This is a genomic window from Streptomyces camelliae (assembly GCF_027625935.1).
In the GTDB taxonomy this organism is placed as follows: Bacteria; Actinomycetota; Actinomycetes; order Streptomycetales; family Streptomycetaceae; genus Streptomyces; species Streptomyces camelliae.
On the sequence record NZ_CP115300.1, the window covers coordinates 6,817,120 to 6,831,177 of the forward strand.

The 14,058-nt window shown below is 73.1% G+C and carries 9 protein-coding genes; 5 read left to right on the forward strand and 4 right to left on the reverse strand.

The window, feature by feature from the left end:
* Window positions 1–75 precede the first annotated feature (75 nt).
* Entirely contained in the window at window positions 76–2,388 is a 2,313-nt protein-coding gene (locus O1G22_RS31280; protein ID WP_270084380.1) for an FdhF/YdeP family oxidoreductase, read from the reverse strand.
* Between the two features lie 161 nt (window positions 2,389–2,549).
* On the opposite strand from O1G22_RS31280, the gene polA reads away from it, so the two are divergent.
* The gene (gene polA / locus O1G22_RS31285; protein WP_270084381.1) at window positions 2,550–5,276 is read left to right on the forward strand and encodes a DNA polymerase I; all 2,727 of its coding nucleotides are present in this window, start codon (window positions 2,550–2,552) and stop codon (window positions 5,274–5,276) included.
* Window positions 5,277–5,869: 593 nt separating this feature from the next.
* Window positions 5,870–6,301, forward strand: coding sequence for a hypothetical protein (locus tag O1G22_RS31290; protein ID WP_270084382.1), 432 nt, complete (start codon window positions 5,870–5,872; stop codon window positions 6,299–6,301).
* Here the strand turns inward: O1G22_RS31290 and O1G22_RS31295 are convergent.
* A complete protein-coding gene (locus tag O1G22_RS31295; RefSeq protein WP_270084383.1) occupies window positions 6,201–7,079 on the reverse strand; it encodes a DUF4184 family protein in 879 nt (292 codons plus the stop codon). The two genes, O1G22_RS31290 and O1G22_RS31295, sit on opposite strands and share 101 nt — an antisense overlap.
* A 316-nt stretch (window positions 7,080–7,395) precedes the next feature.
* Here O1G22_RS31295 and O1G22_RS31300 point away from each other — a divergent pair, with 316 nt between their 5' ends.
* From O1G22_RS31300 to pgfA, 3 genes are all read left to right on the forward strand, one after another.
* On the forward strand, window positions 7,396–9,138 hold the full coding sequence (locus O1G22_RS31300) for a lytic transglycosylase domain-containing protein (RefSeq protein ID WP_270084384.1): 1,743 nt from the start codon (window positions 7,396–7,398) through the stop codon (window positions 9,136–9,138).
* A 176-nt stretch (window positions 9,139–9,314) separates the two neighbouring features.
* Window positions 9,315–9,449, forward strand: a complete 135-nt coding sequence (locus O1G22_RS31305) for an SPW_0924 family protein (protein ID WP_225096581.1) — start codon at window positions 9,315–9,317, stop codon at window positions 9,447–9,449.
* A 28-nt stretch (window positions 9,450–9,477) separates the two neighbouring features.
* The gene (pgfA, locus tag O1G22_RS31310) at window positions 9,478–10,470 is read left to right on the forward strand and encodes a cell envelope lipid trafficking protein PgfA (protein ID WP_270084385.1); all 993 of its coding nucleotides are present in this window, start codon (window positions 9,478–9,480) and stop codon (window positions 10,468–10,470) included.
* On the opposite strand, the gene O1G22_RS31315 is transcribed toward pgfA, so the two are convergent.
* Window positions 10,460–13,081 carry an ATP-dependent RNA helicase gene (locus tag O1G22_RS31315; RefSeq protein ID WP_270084386.1) on the reverse strand — a complete coding sequence of 874 codons (2,622 nt, stop codon included), beginning with the start codon at window positions 13,079–13,081 and terminating at the stop codon, window positions 10,460–10,462. The two genes, pgfA and O1G22_RS31315, sit on opposite strands and share 11 nt — an antisense overlap.
* A gap of 65 nt (window positions 13,082–13,146) precedes the next feature.
* The gene (locus tag O1G22_RS31320; protein WP_270086599.1) at window positions 13,147–14,022 is read right to left on the reverse strand and encodes a class I SAM-dependent methyltransferase; all 876 of its coding nucleotides are present in this window, start codon (window positions 14,020–14,022) and stop codon (window positions 13,147–13,149) included.
* Between the last annotated feature and the right edge of the window lie 36 nt (window positions 14,023–14,058).

Genomic DNA, 14,058 nt, shown 5'->3' on the forward strand with positions numbered 1-14,058 from the left:
GGGCCCGGCTCCGTTCGTCGTCCAGCTGTCCGCTCACAGCTGCCTGCTCGCGCTGTCTGCTCGCTGAGCAAACGCTCAGTCGGTCGCCGATTGTTCCAGACGGCCCACCGTGCTCCCGGTGTGATCTTCGAGACGTACGACGACGGACTTGCTGGCCGGGGTGTTGCTGGTGTCGGCGGTGGCGTCCAGCGGGACCAGGACGTTCGTCTCGGGGTAGTAGGCCGCCGCGCAGCCCCGGGTCGTCGGATAGTGCACGACACGGAAGCCGGGCGCGCGCCGCTCCACGCCGTCCTTCCACTCACTGACCAGGTCGACGTACGACCCCTCGGCGAACCCGAGCGTCCGGGCGTCCTCGGGATGCACCAGCACCACCCGGCGGCCGCCCGTGATGCCCCGGTAGCGGTCGTCGAGGCCGTAGATCGTGGTGTTGTACTGGTCGTGCGAGCGCAGGGTCTGCAGCAGCAGCCGGCCCTCGGGCAGTTCGGGATACTCCACCGGCGCCGCCGTGAAGTTCGCCTTGCCCGTGGCCGTCGGGAAACGGCGCTCGTCGCGCGGGGCGTGCGGCAGCGCGAACCCTCCGGGGCGGGCCACGCGCGCGTTGAAGTCCTGGAAACCGGGGACCACGCGCGCGATGCGGTCACGGATCGTCGCGTAGTCCTTCTCGAACTCCTCCCACGGCACGACGCTGTCCTCGCCCAGCACCCGGCGCGCGAGGCCGCAGATGATCGCGGGCTCGGAGCGCAGCCGCGGGCTCGCGGGCGCGAGCCGCCCGCGCGAGGCGTGCACCATGCCCATCGAGTCCTCGACGGTCACGAACTGCTCGCCGCCGGCCTGGAGATCCCGCTCGGTGCGGCCCAGCGTGGGCAGGATCAGCGCCCGCGCGCCGGTGACCACGTGCGAGCGGTTGAGCTTGGTCGACACGTGCACGGTCAGCCGCGCGCGCCGCATCGCGGCCTCGGTGACCTCGGTGTCGGGGGAGGCGGAGACGAAGTTGCCGCCCATGGCGAAGAACACCTTCGCCTCTCCGTCGCGCAGCGCGCGGATGGCCCGTACGACGTCGAAGCCGTGCGCGCGCGGCGGCGCGAAGCCGAACTCCTTCTCCAGCGCGTCCAGGAAGGCCGGGGCCGGCCGCTCGAAGATGCCCATCGTGCGGTCGCCCTGCACGTTGGAGTGGCCGCGCACCGGGCACACGCCCGCGCCCGGACGGCCGATGTTGCCGCGCAGCAGCAGAAAGTTGACCACCTCGCGGATGGTCGGCACCGCGTGCTTGTGCTGGGTCAGGCCCATGGCCCAGCAGACGATCGTGCGCTGCGAGGCGAGCGCCATGCCGAGCGCCTGCTCGATCTCCGCGCGCGTGAGGCCGGTCGCCCTGAGGGTCTCGTCCCAGTCGGCGGCGCGGGCGGCCTCGGCGAACTCCTCGAAGCCGTGCGTGTGCTCGCGGACGAACTCCTCGTCGACCGCGCCGTCCGTCTCCAGGACGAGCTTGTTGAGGAGCCGGAAGAGCGCCTGATCGCCGCCGATGCGGATCTGCAGGAACAGGTCGGTGAGGGCGGCGCCCTCCAGCAGGCCCTGCGGGGTCTGCGGGTTCTTGAACCGCCCCAGGCCGGCCTCGGGCAGCGGATTGACGCTGATGATCTTCGCGCCGTTCGCCTTGGCCTTCTCCAGCGCGGAGAGCATCCGGGGATGGTTCGTGCCGGGGTTCTGGCCCGCGACGATGATCAGGTCGGCCTGGTGGAGGTCCTCCAGCAGGACGCTGCCCTTGCCGATGCCGATGGTCTCGCTGAGCGCCGAGCCGGACGACTCGTGGCACATGTTGGAGCAGTCCGGCAGGTTGTTCGTGCCCAGCTCGCGCGCGAAGAGCTGGTACAGGAACGCGGCCTCGTTGCTGGTGCGGCCCGAGGTGTAGAAGACGGCCTCGTCGGGGGAGCCGAGGGCGGCGATCTCCTCGGCGACGATGTCGAAGGCACGCTCCCAGGTGACCGGCTCGTAGTGCGTGCCGCCCTCGGGGAGATACATGGGGTGCGTGAGCCGCCCCTGCTGTCCCAGCCAGTAGCCGCTGCGGCCGGCCAGATCGGCGACGGGGTGCGCGGCGAAGAACTCCGGCGTGACCCGGCGCAAGGTGGCCTCCTCGGCCACCGCCTTCGCACCGTTCTCGCAGAACTCGAACGTGTGCCGGTGGTCGGGCTCCGGCCAGGCGCAGCCCGGGCAGTCGAACCCCTTCTTCTGGTTCACCTGCAGCAGCGTCAGCATGGTGCGCCGCACACCCATCTGCTGCTGGGCGATGCGCAGCGTGTGGCCGATGGCAGGCAGCCCCGCGGCCGCGTGCTTCGGCTCCGCGACCTGCGGCGCGTCCTGAACCGGATCACCCTTGGGCGGCTTCGTCGCCATCGCACGCTCCCCTTCGACTGCGTGTGAGATGTACGCCGACGATCCTCCCACGGGCCAGTGACACAGCACCCCACGGCCGACGCCCGCACAGTGAGTAACGGATCGACGACCCTCGGCCGACCCGGATCGGAGTGTCAGTGCGGCGTGGCAGGATCGGGGGCGTGGCAGAGACAGCATCGAAGAAGACCGACAAGACCCCCGGCGGCACCCGTCCCCGGCTGATGCTCATGGACGGGCACTCGCTGGCCTACCGCGCGTTCTTCGCGCTGCCCGCGGAGAACTTCACCACCGCGACCGGCCAGCCGACGAACGCGATCTACGGCTTCGCGTCGATGCTTGCCAACACCCTGCGTGACGAGGCGCCCACGCACTTCGCGGTCGCCTTCGACGTCTCGCGCAAGACCTGGCGCGCCGAGCGCTTCACCGAGTACAAGGCGAACCGCTCCAAGACCCCGGACGAGTTCAAGGGCCAGGTCGAGCTGATCGGCGAGCTGCTCGACGCGATGCACGCGCCGCGCTTCGCCGTCGAGGGCTTCGAGGCGGACGACGTCATCGCCACCCTCGCCACGCAGGCCGAGGCCGCGGGCTTCGAGGTGCTGATCGTCACCGGCGACCGCGACTCCTTCCAGCTGGTCACCGAGAACATCACGGTGCTCTACCCGACGAAGGGCGTCTCGGAGCTGACCCGGTTCACTCCGGAGAAGGTTTTCGAGAAGTACGGCTTGACCCCCGCCCAGTACCCGGACTTCGCGGCCCTGCGTGGCGACCCGTCCGACAACCTCCCCGGCATCCCCGGCGTCGGCGAGAAGACCGCCGCGAAGTGGATCAACCAGTTCGGCTCCTTCGCCGAGCTGGTCGAGCGCGTCGAGGAGGTCAAGGGCAAGGCCGGGCAGAACCTCCGCGACCACCTGGAGTCGGTCAAGCTCAACCGCGTCCTGACCGAGCTGGAGCGCGAGGTCGAGCTGCCGAAGGCGGTCGCCGACCTGGAGCGCGCGCCGTACGACCGCAAGGCCGTCGCGATGGTCCTGGACACCCTGGAGATCCGCAACCCGTCCCTGCGCGAGCGGCTCTACGCCGTCGACCCCGGCTCCGAGGAGGCCGAGACCACCCCGGTCGCGGCGGAGGGCGTGGAGATCGACGGGGCGGTCCTGGGCACCGGCGAGCTGGCCCCCTGGCTCACCGAGCACGCCGACCGGCCCCTGGGCGTCGCCACGGTCGACACCTGGGCGCTGGGCACCGGCTCGGTCGCCGAGGTCGCCCTCGCCGCGCCCGGGGGAGCGGCCGCCTGGTTCGACCCGGCCGAGCTGGACGAGGCCGACGAGAACGCGTTCGCGGCCTGGCTGGCCGGCGCCGACCGCCCCAAGGTGTTCCACAACGCCAAGGGCGCCATGCGCGTCTTCGCCGAGCACGGCTGGAGCGTCGAGGGCGTGACGATGGACACCGCGCTCGCCGCCTACCTGGTCAAGCCGGGCCGCCGCTCCTTCGACCTGGACGCGCTGTCCCTGGAGTACCTGCACCGCGAGCTGGCCCCCGCCGCCGCGGCCGACGGCCAGCTCGCCTTCGGCGCGGACGACGGCGCCGAGGCCGAAGCACTGATGATCAAGGCCCGCGCGGTCCTCGACCTGGGCGAGGCCTTCGAGGCCCGCCTGGCGGAGGTCGGCGCGGCCGACCTGCTGCGCGACATGGAGCTGCCCACCTCCGCCCTGCTCGCCCGCATGGAGCGCCACGGCATCGCCGCCGACCGCGCGCACCTGGAGACGATGGAGCAGACCTTCGCGGGCGCCGTCCAGCAGGCCGTGAAGGAGGCCCACGCCGCCGCCGGCCACGAGTTCAACCTGGGCTCGCCCAAGCAGCTCCAGGAGGTCCTCTTCGGCGAGCTGGCCCTGCCCAGGACCAAGAAGACCAAGACCGGCTACACCACGGACGCCGACGCCCTGGCCTGGCTCGCCACCCAGACCGACAACGAACTGCCGGTCATCATGCTCCGCCACCGCGAGCAGGCGAAGCTGCGCGTCACGGTCGAGGGCCTGATCAAGACGATCGCGGGCGACGGCCGTATCCACACCACCTTCAACCAGACGGTGGCCGCGACCGGCCGCCTGTCCTCCACGGACCCGAACCTGCAGAACATCCCGGTGCGCACCGACGAGGGCCGGGCGATCCGCCGGGGCTTCGTGGTCGGCGAGGGCTTCGAGTCGCTCATGACCGCCGACTACAGCCAGATCGAGCTGCGCGTGATGGCCCACCTCTCCGAGGACGAGGGCCTGATCGAGGCGTTCACCTCCGGCGAGGACCTGCACACCACGGCCGCCTCCCAGGTGTTCGGTGTCGAGCCCGCCGCCGTGGACGCCGAGATGCGCCGCAAGATCAAGGCCATGTCGTACGGCCTGGCCTACGGCCTGTCCGCCTTCGGCCTCTCCCAGCAGCTGAACATCGACGCGGGAGAGGCGCGCGCCCTGATGGACGCGTACTTCGAGCGCTTCGGCGGGGTCCGGGACTATCTGCGCCGCGCGGTCGACGAGGCACGGGCGACGGGCTACACCGCGACCCTCTTCGGCCGCCGCCGCTACCTCCCGGACCTCAACAGCGACAACCGCCAGCGCCGCGAGGCGGCCGAGCGCATGGCCCTCAACGCGCCCATCCAGGGCACGGCGGCGGACATCGTGAAGATCGCCATGCTCAAGGTGGACAGCGCGCTGCGCGCGGCCGACCTGAAGTCCCGCATGCTCCTGCAGGTCCACGACGAAATCGTCCTGGAGATCGCCCCCGGCGAGCGCCAGGCCACGGAGGAGATCGTCCGCCGTGAAATGACCAACGCCGTCCACCTCAAGGCCCCCCTGGACGTCTCGGTGGGCGCGGGCGAGGACTGGGAGTCGGCGGCGCACTAGGGGGTGTTGTTTGGATCAGGCCGGCCGTGACGAACGGTGCGGACCGGCCGACCCGAGCGGGGTCTGGTGCGTGCAGCTGCACGGCGGAGGAGGCCGTGACATCAGCCGCTGCCGCGGCGGGCGACGCGATGGGGTCCCCCCGCGCTGGGGGTCCCCCCGCGATGGGGGTCCCTCCCGCGCTGGGGGTCCCTCCCGCGCGAGCGAAGCCGAGCGTGGGGGAGAAGCCGAGCGTGGGGGAGAAGCCGAGCGTGGGGGAGCCGGCGAGTGACGACAACACCGCAGATGTGCGTGCCAGGGCCCGCGACGCCGGGATGATCCAAACGACACCCCCTAGCCCGCGGCGCGGGGGTGGACGGGCGTCGCCTCCTCCACCCCCGCACAGTTCACCCACGCACGCAGAAGTCGTTCCGCCGAAGCGGCGCTCAGCCGAAACGGCGCATCCCGGCGGCGCCGGGCCCCCTGCGTCCCCTCACCCCACCCGCCCGACCCACCGGCCCCAGCACGACGCAACCGGCCGAACCCCCGCAGGGCCCGTCACTCACGTGGCCCCCGCCAAAACGCCCCCCACCCCCCGCAGCCGCAACACTGCGGGCATGGGTATACGCATGCTTCACCGCCGGACGCCCGACGCAGACACCCGGGCCTGGGCGGACATCACCTCGGCGCGGGCCACCATGCCCGCCTCGCCGGTTCCGGCCCTCGCGGCCCGCGCCAGCACCGCCCGCATCCCTGCCGACCTGGCCGAGACCGTCCGCACGGCCGCCACGGGCCTGCGCCGCGGCCTCGCCGGCCTGACCGCCCGGTCCGACCACGCCCCGGACTGGCGCCAGTGGGCCGACCTCGCCCGCGGCTACCTCGCCCTCGCGCTCAGCCTGATCCCGAGATCCCGCCCCCGCCAGACCCTCACGGTCTTCGTCGCCTCCCTCAGCGAGCGCGAGCGGCCGACCGCCCCTCATCTGCGGCGACCTGCTCACCGGGACCCCCATGACCGGCCGGCGGAGCCGGGCTCCGACGCCACACCCTGACCCCGGCGGCATACAGCAGCAGCCCAGGGACCAGCCCCGCGCCCGCCCCGAAGCACAGGGCCGGCACCAGATCCCATAGCCGGACCGGACCGCCCCCGCCCGCCCCCTCCGCGGCCACCCGCTGCACCGCCCCGGCCACCGCACAACCGCCGATGACCGCACCGGCCCACCACCGGTCCCGCACGGACAGCACCGGCACCCCCACCTGCTCCCGGCCCGGCAGCCGCCGTAGCGCCCGTACGACGAACACCGCGACCACGGCCGCGCCCGCCACGGACGAGCCGTACTGCAGCCACGTGAACAGCGGCACGCCCAGCAGCCGGTCCCGCTCGATGGCCGGAATCAGCCGCGTCCCCCACCGCCCGTCGTGCGTGAACGCGTCCCACACCACGTGGGTCAGCGCGCCCAGCACCGCGCAGACGTACCACCACCCCACCGCGGCGGCCCGCACGCGCGCGCGTGCCGCACCGCAGCGCAGCAGCTCCGCCGGCCGCCCCTGCCAGGGCCGGGGCAGCAGTGCGAGCAGCGGTTCCCGGACCAGCAGCCACAGCCCCACCAGCACCCAGGCGATGAGCACGTCGACCGTGACGACTCCGGCGAACGCGTGCGTGACCGCGCCGAATTCCATCCCACCGGGCAGGACACTCGCCGCATAGAAGGGCATGTCGGGCGCGAAGGAGCCCGCGACGAGCACCGCCGGCAGCAGCGGGCCGTGGCCGGTCCCGTCCCGGCGGACCGCGGGCAGGACGGCCGCCGCATGGCTGAGTGTGAACGGCAACAGGGCTCCCTCGAACGGTCGTCGGCCGGGCCACCGGGGCCCGGCGGACAGGCCCGTTCAGTATGCGGGACCCCACCAGGGTCCCCGGGCGACAACGAGAGTTGGCCAACTGGTAAAAATCGGACGTGAACGGGTGCCTGTGTCAGGTGAGTTGCCGTAGGGTCACCTGCGGCGCCGGCCGGTGCCCGGCCGAACACACTTCGCACAGAGGGAACGGCGCACCAAGGGCAACCGGAACACCGGGTCAACCGTCAGACCAGAGCGAGACAGCCGGACGGAGACGGACGCAGGGGCGTCCACAGGAGGGGTTCACTCTATGGCGGCGCATTTCGGCAAGCGGCTGCGCAAGGGGGCGGCGACCACCGCCGTGGCCGCGGCAGCGGTCGCGGCTCTGTCCGCGTCCCAGGCTCCGGGAGCGGCCGGCCAGGACCACGGCAGACAGACGACGGCCGGCGCCTCCACCCCCGTACCGGGCACGGCCTCCGACGGCAACGCCACCGGCAACTCGCCGTACTACACGGACCTGCCGCCGCTGAACAGCCCCAACCCCAGCCCGAGCCCCAGCTCCTCGCCGACCGCCGGTGCCCCGGCCGCCCAGGGCGACACCGAGGCCGGCATCCCGGCGACCGTCCTCGACGCCTACAAGAAGGCCGAGGCCGAACTGCGCTCCTCCAAGCCCGGCTGCAACCTGCCCTGGCAACTGCTCGCGGCCATCGGCAAGGTCGAGTCCGGCCAGGCCGACGGCGGCCGGGTCACCGCCGACGGCACCACGCTGACCCCCATCCTGGGCCCCGTCCTCGACGGCAACGGCTTCGCCCTCATCAAGGACACCGACCACGGGGAGTACGACGGCAGCGCCGAGTACGACCGGGCCGTCGGCCCGATGCAGTTCATCCCGTCGACCTGGGCCTGGGCCGGCCGCGACGGCAACGGCGACGGTAAGAAGGACCCCAACAACGTCTACGACGCCGCCCTCGCCGCCGGTCACTACCTGTGCCGCAACGGCTGGGACCTCTCGCACGAGGACGACCTGCACAGCGCGATCCTCAGCTACAACAACTCGCAGGACTACCTGAACACGGTCCTGAGCTGGCTGGAGTACTACCGCAAGGGCACCCACTCCGTGCCCGACGGCTCCGGCAGCGTGCCCAGCCACCGCAGCGACGACGGCACCAAGCACGCCCAGGCGCCGACGCCGACGCCTTCGGACCCGCCGAAGAACACGCCCGCTCCGAAGCCGGACCCGAAGCCCGGCAAGCCCGGCGGCGGGAGCGGGAGCCCCACCCCGACCCCGCCGAAGCCGCCCGCCCCGACGCCCTCGCCGACGCCCACCGACACGGTGGACCACCTGCAGGACGCGGGCACGGCCCAGCTCACCACGATGGCCGGCCACGCCTTCACCGAGCGGATCTCCACCCGCGCCGAGACCAAGGCCGGCAAGTCCGTGGCCAAGGTGCGGATCCGGTTCATGATCAGCGGCGACACCGACGCCACGTTCACCGGCGGCGAGACCGTGGCCACGGTCGTCACCGACGCCCAGGGCGTCGCCCTCGCCCCCGCGCTCCAGGCGGGCGAGAAGACCGGCGCCTTCAAGGTCACCGCGGCCGTCGTGGGCCGCCTGGTCAAGGGCGTGGACTACCCGGCCACCGTCACCGCACGCGCCGCCGACGCCCTGGCCCGCACCAGCGACACCCCGCTGACCTGCACCCCCGGCGGCGAGTTCGCCGACCAGGTCCAGGTGAAGGCGACGTACAAGGGCGCCGTCGCGGACAAGGTCGCCGCCACCGCCGCCCTGATCAAGTCGGACACCGACGCCACGGAGAACGACAAGGGCCCCTACTTCAAGGACGCCGACGGCAAGCCCGTACGCACCCTCACCGGCCTCACCACCGACGACAAGGGCCTGCTCACGCTGCCGAAGCTGTACGCCGACGACACCACCGGCACCTTCCTGCTCCGGATCACCACCACCGGCGGCGCGACGCTCACCGTCGAGCTGAAGGTCGCCGCCGCCGACACCTCGCCGAGCCCGTCCCCGAGCCCGTCCCCCTCGTCCTGACCGCACGCGGACCAGCAGGGCGCCCTTCCCGCACCGGCGGGGAGGGCGCCCTCGTTCGTGCGTGCACCGCTGTTCTCATCTCACCGTCCCGTTGCTACGGTGCCGAACCTGACGCTCCATCAGAACTCTCTTACGGCAACGACCGTCAGGAACCGTCCGTCCGCCGGGAGGCCCGTATGCGCGCCCTGATCGCCGCCGCGACCGGTCTCGCCCTCGCCCTCGCCCTGGTCCTGGCGATGACCGCCATGGGCACGCCGACGGGCGGGACGTCCCCCAAGCCGCTGCTGACGACGGTGCCCGCGCACCCGTAGCCGCGCCCGACCGGGAGGGAGGCCCTCCATGCGCCGCAAGGCAAGCCTGGTCCTGCTCGCCTGCGCCGTCTTCTGCGCGGCGCTGTCCCCGCTCATGCGCTGGTACGCCTTCCCGCGCCTGGCCAGGATCCCCGCGAACCAGTACCAGGACATGGTCCTGGAGGCCAAGGACGCCACTCTCCTCGACTACGGCACCATGCGGGCGAAGAAGGTCCCCGAGGTCACCATCGTGCAGACCCTCAAGGGGAACGTGGAGGCCGCGAAGAAGATCGAGAAGACCGCGGGGCGGCCCGTCGTCGTCTGGGACAGCCTGTCCTACGTCCAGGGCCCCGACGGCAAGATGGTCTCCAAGGTCCCCGAGCGCTACATCTTCGACGCCCACACCCAGGACCCCGTGCACGCCACCGGCGAGACGGTCGACGGCGACCCGGTCACCCGCCAGGGCATCGAGTTCAAGTGGCCCTTCCTGACGCAGAAGCGCGACTACGAGTACTTCGACGCGCAGACCCGCACCACCAGCCCCATCCACTACAAGGGCACCCGGACCTTCCGCGGCCTGACGGTCTACTGCTTCGAGCAGACCGTCCCCTGGACCAAGGTCCCCATGCCGAAGACCATGCCGGTCCAGGGCATCACACCGGAGACGGTCGCCAAGACCGGCACCACCCGCTGGTACAGCACGGTCCGCACGTTCTGGGTCGAGCCCGTCACCGGCGCGCCCGTCTACGGCGAGGAGGACCACAAGGAGGAACTGCGCGGGGGCACCCTCCTCGGCAGCCGGGACAGGGTCACGGCGTTCGCCGGGGACGTGAAGATGCGCGAGGACTACATCGAGCACACGGTCGCCCTGGTCGAACACAACCGCACCCTGGTCCTGCTGCTCACCTCGTACATCCCCTGGGGCTCGCTGATCCTGGGTCTGCTCCTCCTGGCTCTCTCCTTCTACCTGGAGGCCCGCTCCCGCCACCCGGAGGACCCGGCCCCCGCGGAGGCGACGGAACCCGAACCGGTCAGCGCCTGAGCCGCGCGTTGGTGTGCCGGGTGGGCTCGGCGGCGGCCGGGTCCTCGGGCCACGGGTGCTTCGGATACCGCCCGCGCAGCTCCGCCCGTACGCCCTTGTAGCCGTCCTTCCAGAAGGAGGCGAGGTCGGCTGTGACGGCGGCGGGCCGGCCGGCGGGGGAGAGCAGGTGCACCAGCAGCGGCACCCCGGCCACGGCCGGCGTCGTGTCCAGCCCGAACATCTCCTGGAGCTTGACGGCGAGCACCGGCTGCTCGGGGTCCTCGTAGTCGATCCGGATCCTGGACCCGCTGGGTACGGCGATCCGCTCCGGCGCCAGCTCGTCGAGCCGCCCGGCCTCCCCGCTCGCCCAGGGCAGCAGCCGTGCGAGCGCCTGCCCGGCGTCGATCCGCGCGAGATCCGCCCGCCGTCGGGCCCTGCCCAGCTCCGGCTCCAGCCACTCGTCCACGCGCGCGTGGAGCGCGTCGTCGGACACGTCCGGCCACGGATCCCCGAGCCGCGCCCGCAGAAAGGCCAGCCGCTGCCGCAGTACCCGCGCCTCCGGCGACCACCGCAACAGCTCCAGCCCCTCCTGCCGGAGCCCTCGAAGCAGGGCACCGCGTACGAGAGCGGGGTCGGCGTCCCGCAGCGGCCGTACGGCCAGCTCGACGGCGCCCAGCCGTTCGACCCGCCGGGCCACGACGTCCCCGTCGGCCCAGCGCACCTCGTCCCGCTCACTCAGCAGGGACCGGGCGGCGGCACGGGCCACGTCCTCCGCCACGGCCGCCCCGAGCCGCACGCGCGCGTGCCCGTTCCCGGTGGGCCGATCGGCAACGGCGACGACGATCCACGCAGCGCCCCGCAGCGCGGACCCGCCCGCCAACTCGGCCCGGGTCCCGGAGGCCATGAGATACGACCCACCGTCGAACTTGGCGACCCGCTCGGGAAAGGCGAGCGCGGCGACGAGCCCGACCACCCTGTCCTCCCCGGCACCGGAACCGGCACCGGAACCGGCACCGGCCCTGCCGGGCGTTGCGGCCGAGGAGGAAGCGGCGGCGTCGGTCGATCCCGGGGTGGAAGCGGCTGTGTCGTCAGCGCGCCGGGCCGAAGGGGGTTCTGCGTTCACCTGGGCGGGCGGGTGGGAAAACTCCGTGGAGACGGCCCGCAGGCGCCGTACCTCCGCGGCCCACCGCCCCGCGTAGGCGTCACCCCCACGCCGAGCCCGCCGCAAAGCTCCGCCGAGGTCATCCCCGTAATCCCGCGGCACCTCCTCAGAGAGCAGGGCGACCACCTCCGCCCCCTCCCCGGCCGTGTCCAGCAACGCCCGTCCCAGCCGAGGGTGCACACCCAGCCGAGCCAGCCGCACACCGACCTCCGTGGCCCGCCCGACGGAGTCGACCGCTCCCACCGCCGCCAGCGCGGAGCGCGCCGCCGCCATCGCCCCGCCCGGCGGCGGATCCAGCAACGCCAGCCCGGAGGCGTCGGGATCGCCCCAGCAGGCCGCCTGAAGGGCGAACGCGGTCAGATCGGCCAGCTTGATCTCGGGCGCCGGAAAGGCCGGCAGACGCCCGTCCTCGGCCTCCGTCCAGCACCGGTACACCGCACCTGGCGCCTCACGCCCCGCACGCCCCGCCCGCTGCCGTCCGGCCGCCCGCGACGCCCGTACCGTCGTCAGCCCGCTCAGCCCGCGCGCGTGGTCCACCCGGGGTTCGCGCGCCAGCCCCGAGTCGACGACCACCCGCACCCCGGGCACGGTCAGCGACGACTCGGCGACGGACGTGGCCAGCACCACCCGGCGCCGCCGTCCGCCCGCCAGCACCGCGTCCTGCACGGCGGCCGGCGCCCGCCCGTGCACCTGGAGCACCTCGACGTCCCCGAGCTCCCCGAGCTGCCCGGCCACGCGCGCGATCTCGCCGACGCCGGGCAGGAAGCACAGCACGTCGCCCGCCCGCTCGGCCAGCGCCCGCCGCACCACCGACGCCACGTGCGCCGGCAGCGCCGGATCGACCCGCATCCCGTGCGGCGGCCGTAGCGGACGCGGCGGGGGAGCCCACACCACCTCCACCGGATGGGACACACCCGCCGCCTCCACCACCGGCGCCCCGCCGAGCAGCCGTGCCCAGCCCTCCGCGTCCGTGGTCGCGGACGCCGCCACGAGCCGCAGCTCCGGCCGCAGCGTCTGCCGTACGTCCCACAGGAAGGCGGCCGCCGTGTCGGCGTCCAGATGCCGCTCATGGCACTCGTCGAGCACGACGGCGTCGACGCCCGGCAGCTCCTGGTCGCGCTGCAGCCGCTGCAGCAGCACACCGGTCGTCACGACCTCCACGCGCGTGTGCCGCCCCACGGCCCGCTCGCCGCGCACCGTGAAGCCCACGCTCTCGCCGGGCTTCTCGCCCAGCAGCCACGCCATGCGCCGGGCCGCGGCCCGCGCCGCGATCCGCCGCGGCTCCGCCACCACGACCCGCCGCGCCGGACCGCCGCCCACCAGCCCCGCCAGCACCAGCGGCACCAACGTCGTCTTGCCGGTGCCGGGCGGCGCCACCAGGACGGCCGTACCGTCACTCTCCAGGGCGTCGATCAGGGCGGGCAGGGCGGCACGCACGGGCAGCGCGTCCAGGGCGTCGTAACGGATCACGCCCCCAGTGTCGTACGACGCGAAACGCACCCCACGCGCGCGTACGCGAAGGAAGACGTCAGGGGTCAGTCCCTCCTCCAGCCTTCGGCCGGGGGGACCGCCATCTCGCTTCGCTCGCACACGAAGATCGCCGTGCCCGGGATAAGACCGCCGCGCAACGGGGACCAGCCGCCCCACTCGGAGGTGTTCCAGACCGGCCACTCCGGCTCCACCAGGTCCACCAGCCGGAAGCCCGAGGCGACGATGTCCCGTACGCGGTCGCCGATGGTCCGGTGGTGCTCGACGTACACCGCGCGGCCCTGCTCGTCCTGCTCGACGTAGGGCGTGCGGTCGAAGTAGGAACCGGACACCGACAGGCCCTCGGGGCCGGGCTCGTCCGGGAACGCCCAGCGGATCGGATGCGTCACCGAGAAGACGAACCGGCCGCCCGGCCGCAGCACCCGGCGTACCTCGCGCAGCACCAGCCGCGGGTCGGCGACGAACGGCAGCGCCCCGTACGCCGAGCACGCCAGGTCGAAGGAGCCGTCCGCGAAGGGCAGCGCGCCGGCGTCCGCACAGACCAGGGGAAACGATCCGCCGATCCGCAGGGCGTGCTGGAGCTGGCGGTGCGAGAGGTCTAGCGCCACCGGACGGGCGCCCTGGGCGGCCAGCCAGCGCGCGCACTGGGCCGCGCCCGCGCCGATCTCCAGGACCTCCTTGCCCTTCAGCTCCTCCGGCGGGCCGAGCAGCTCCGCCTCCACCTCGTCCAGGCCCTCCGGGCCCCACACGAAGCGGTCGTCACCGAGGAAGGTGCCGTGCTCGACCTGGTACTCGTCCGCGTTGCGGTCCCACCAGCCCCGGTTGGCCCGCGCGCTCTCCGCGACTCCGGCGTCACGCCGCGTGGCCTCCGAAGAGGAGTCCACCGCGTTGTCGGGGTCGTAGGCTTCCGGCTCTTGGATGATCGGCTCCCTCGTCGTACTCTTCCGTCCAACCCGTCA

Coding starts and splice junctions, on each gene's coding strand:
- O1G22_RS31300 (WP_270084384.1), top strand. CDS start 7,396: ATGGCGGCGCATTTCGGCAAGCGGCTGCGCAAGGGGGCGGCGACCACC.
- O1G22_RS31305 (WP_225096581.1), top strand. CDS start 9,315: ATGCGCGCCCTGATCGCCGCCGCGACCGGTCTCGCCCTCGCCCTCGCC.
- O1G22_RS31290 (WP_270084382.1), top strand. CDS start 5,870: ATGGGTATACGCATGCTTCACCGCCGGACGCCCGACGCAGACACCCGG.
- pgfA (WP_270084385.1), top strand. CDS start 9,478: ATGCGCCGCAAGGCAAGCCTGGTCCTGCTCGCCTGCGCCGTCTTCTGC.
- O1G22_RS31280 (WP_270084380.1), bottom strand. CDS start 2,388: ATGGCGACGAAGCCGCCCAAGGGTGATCCGGTTCAGGACGCGCCGCAG.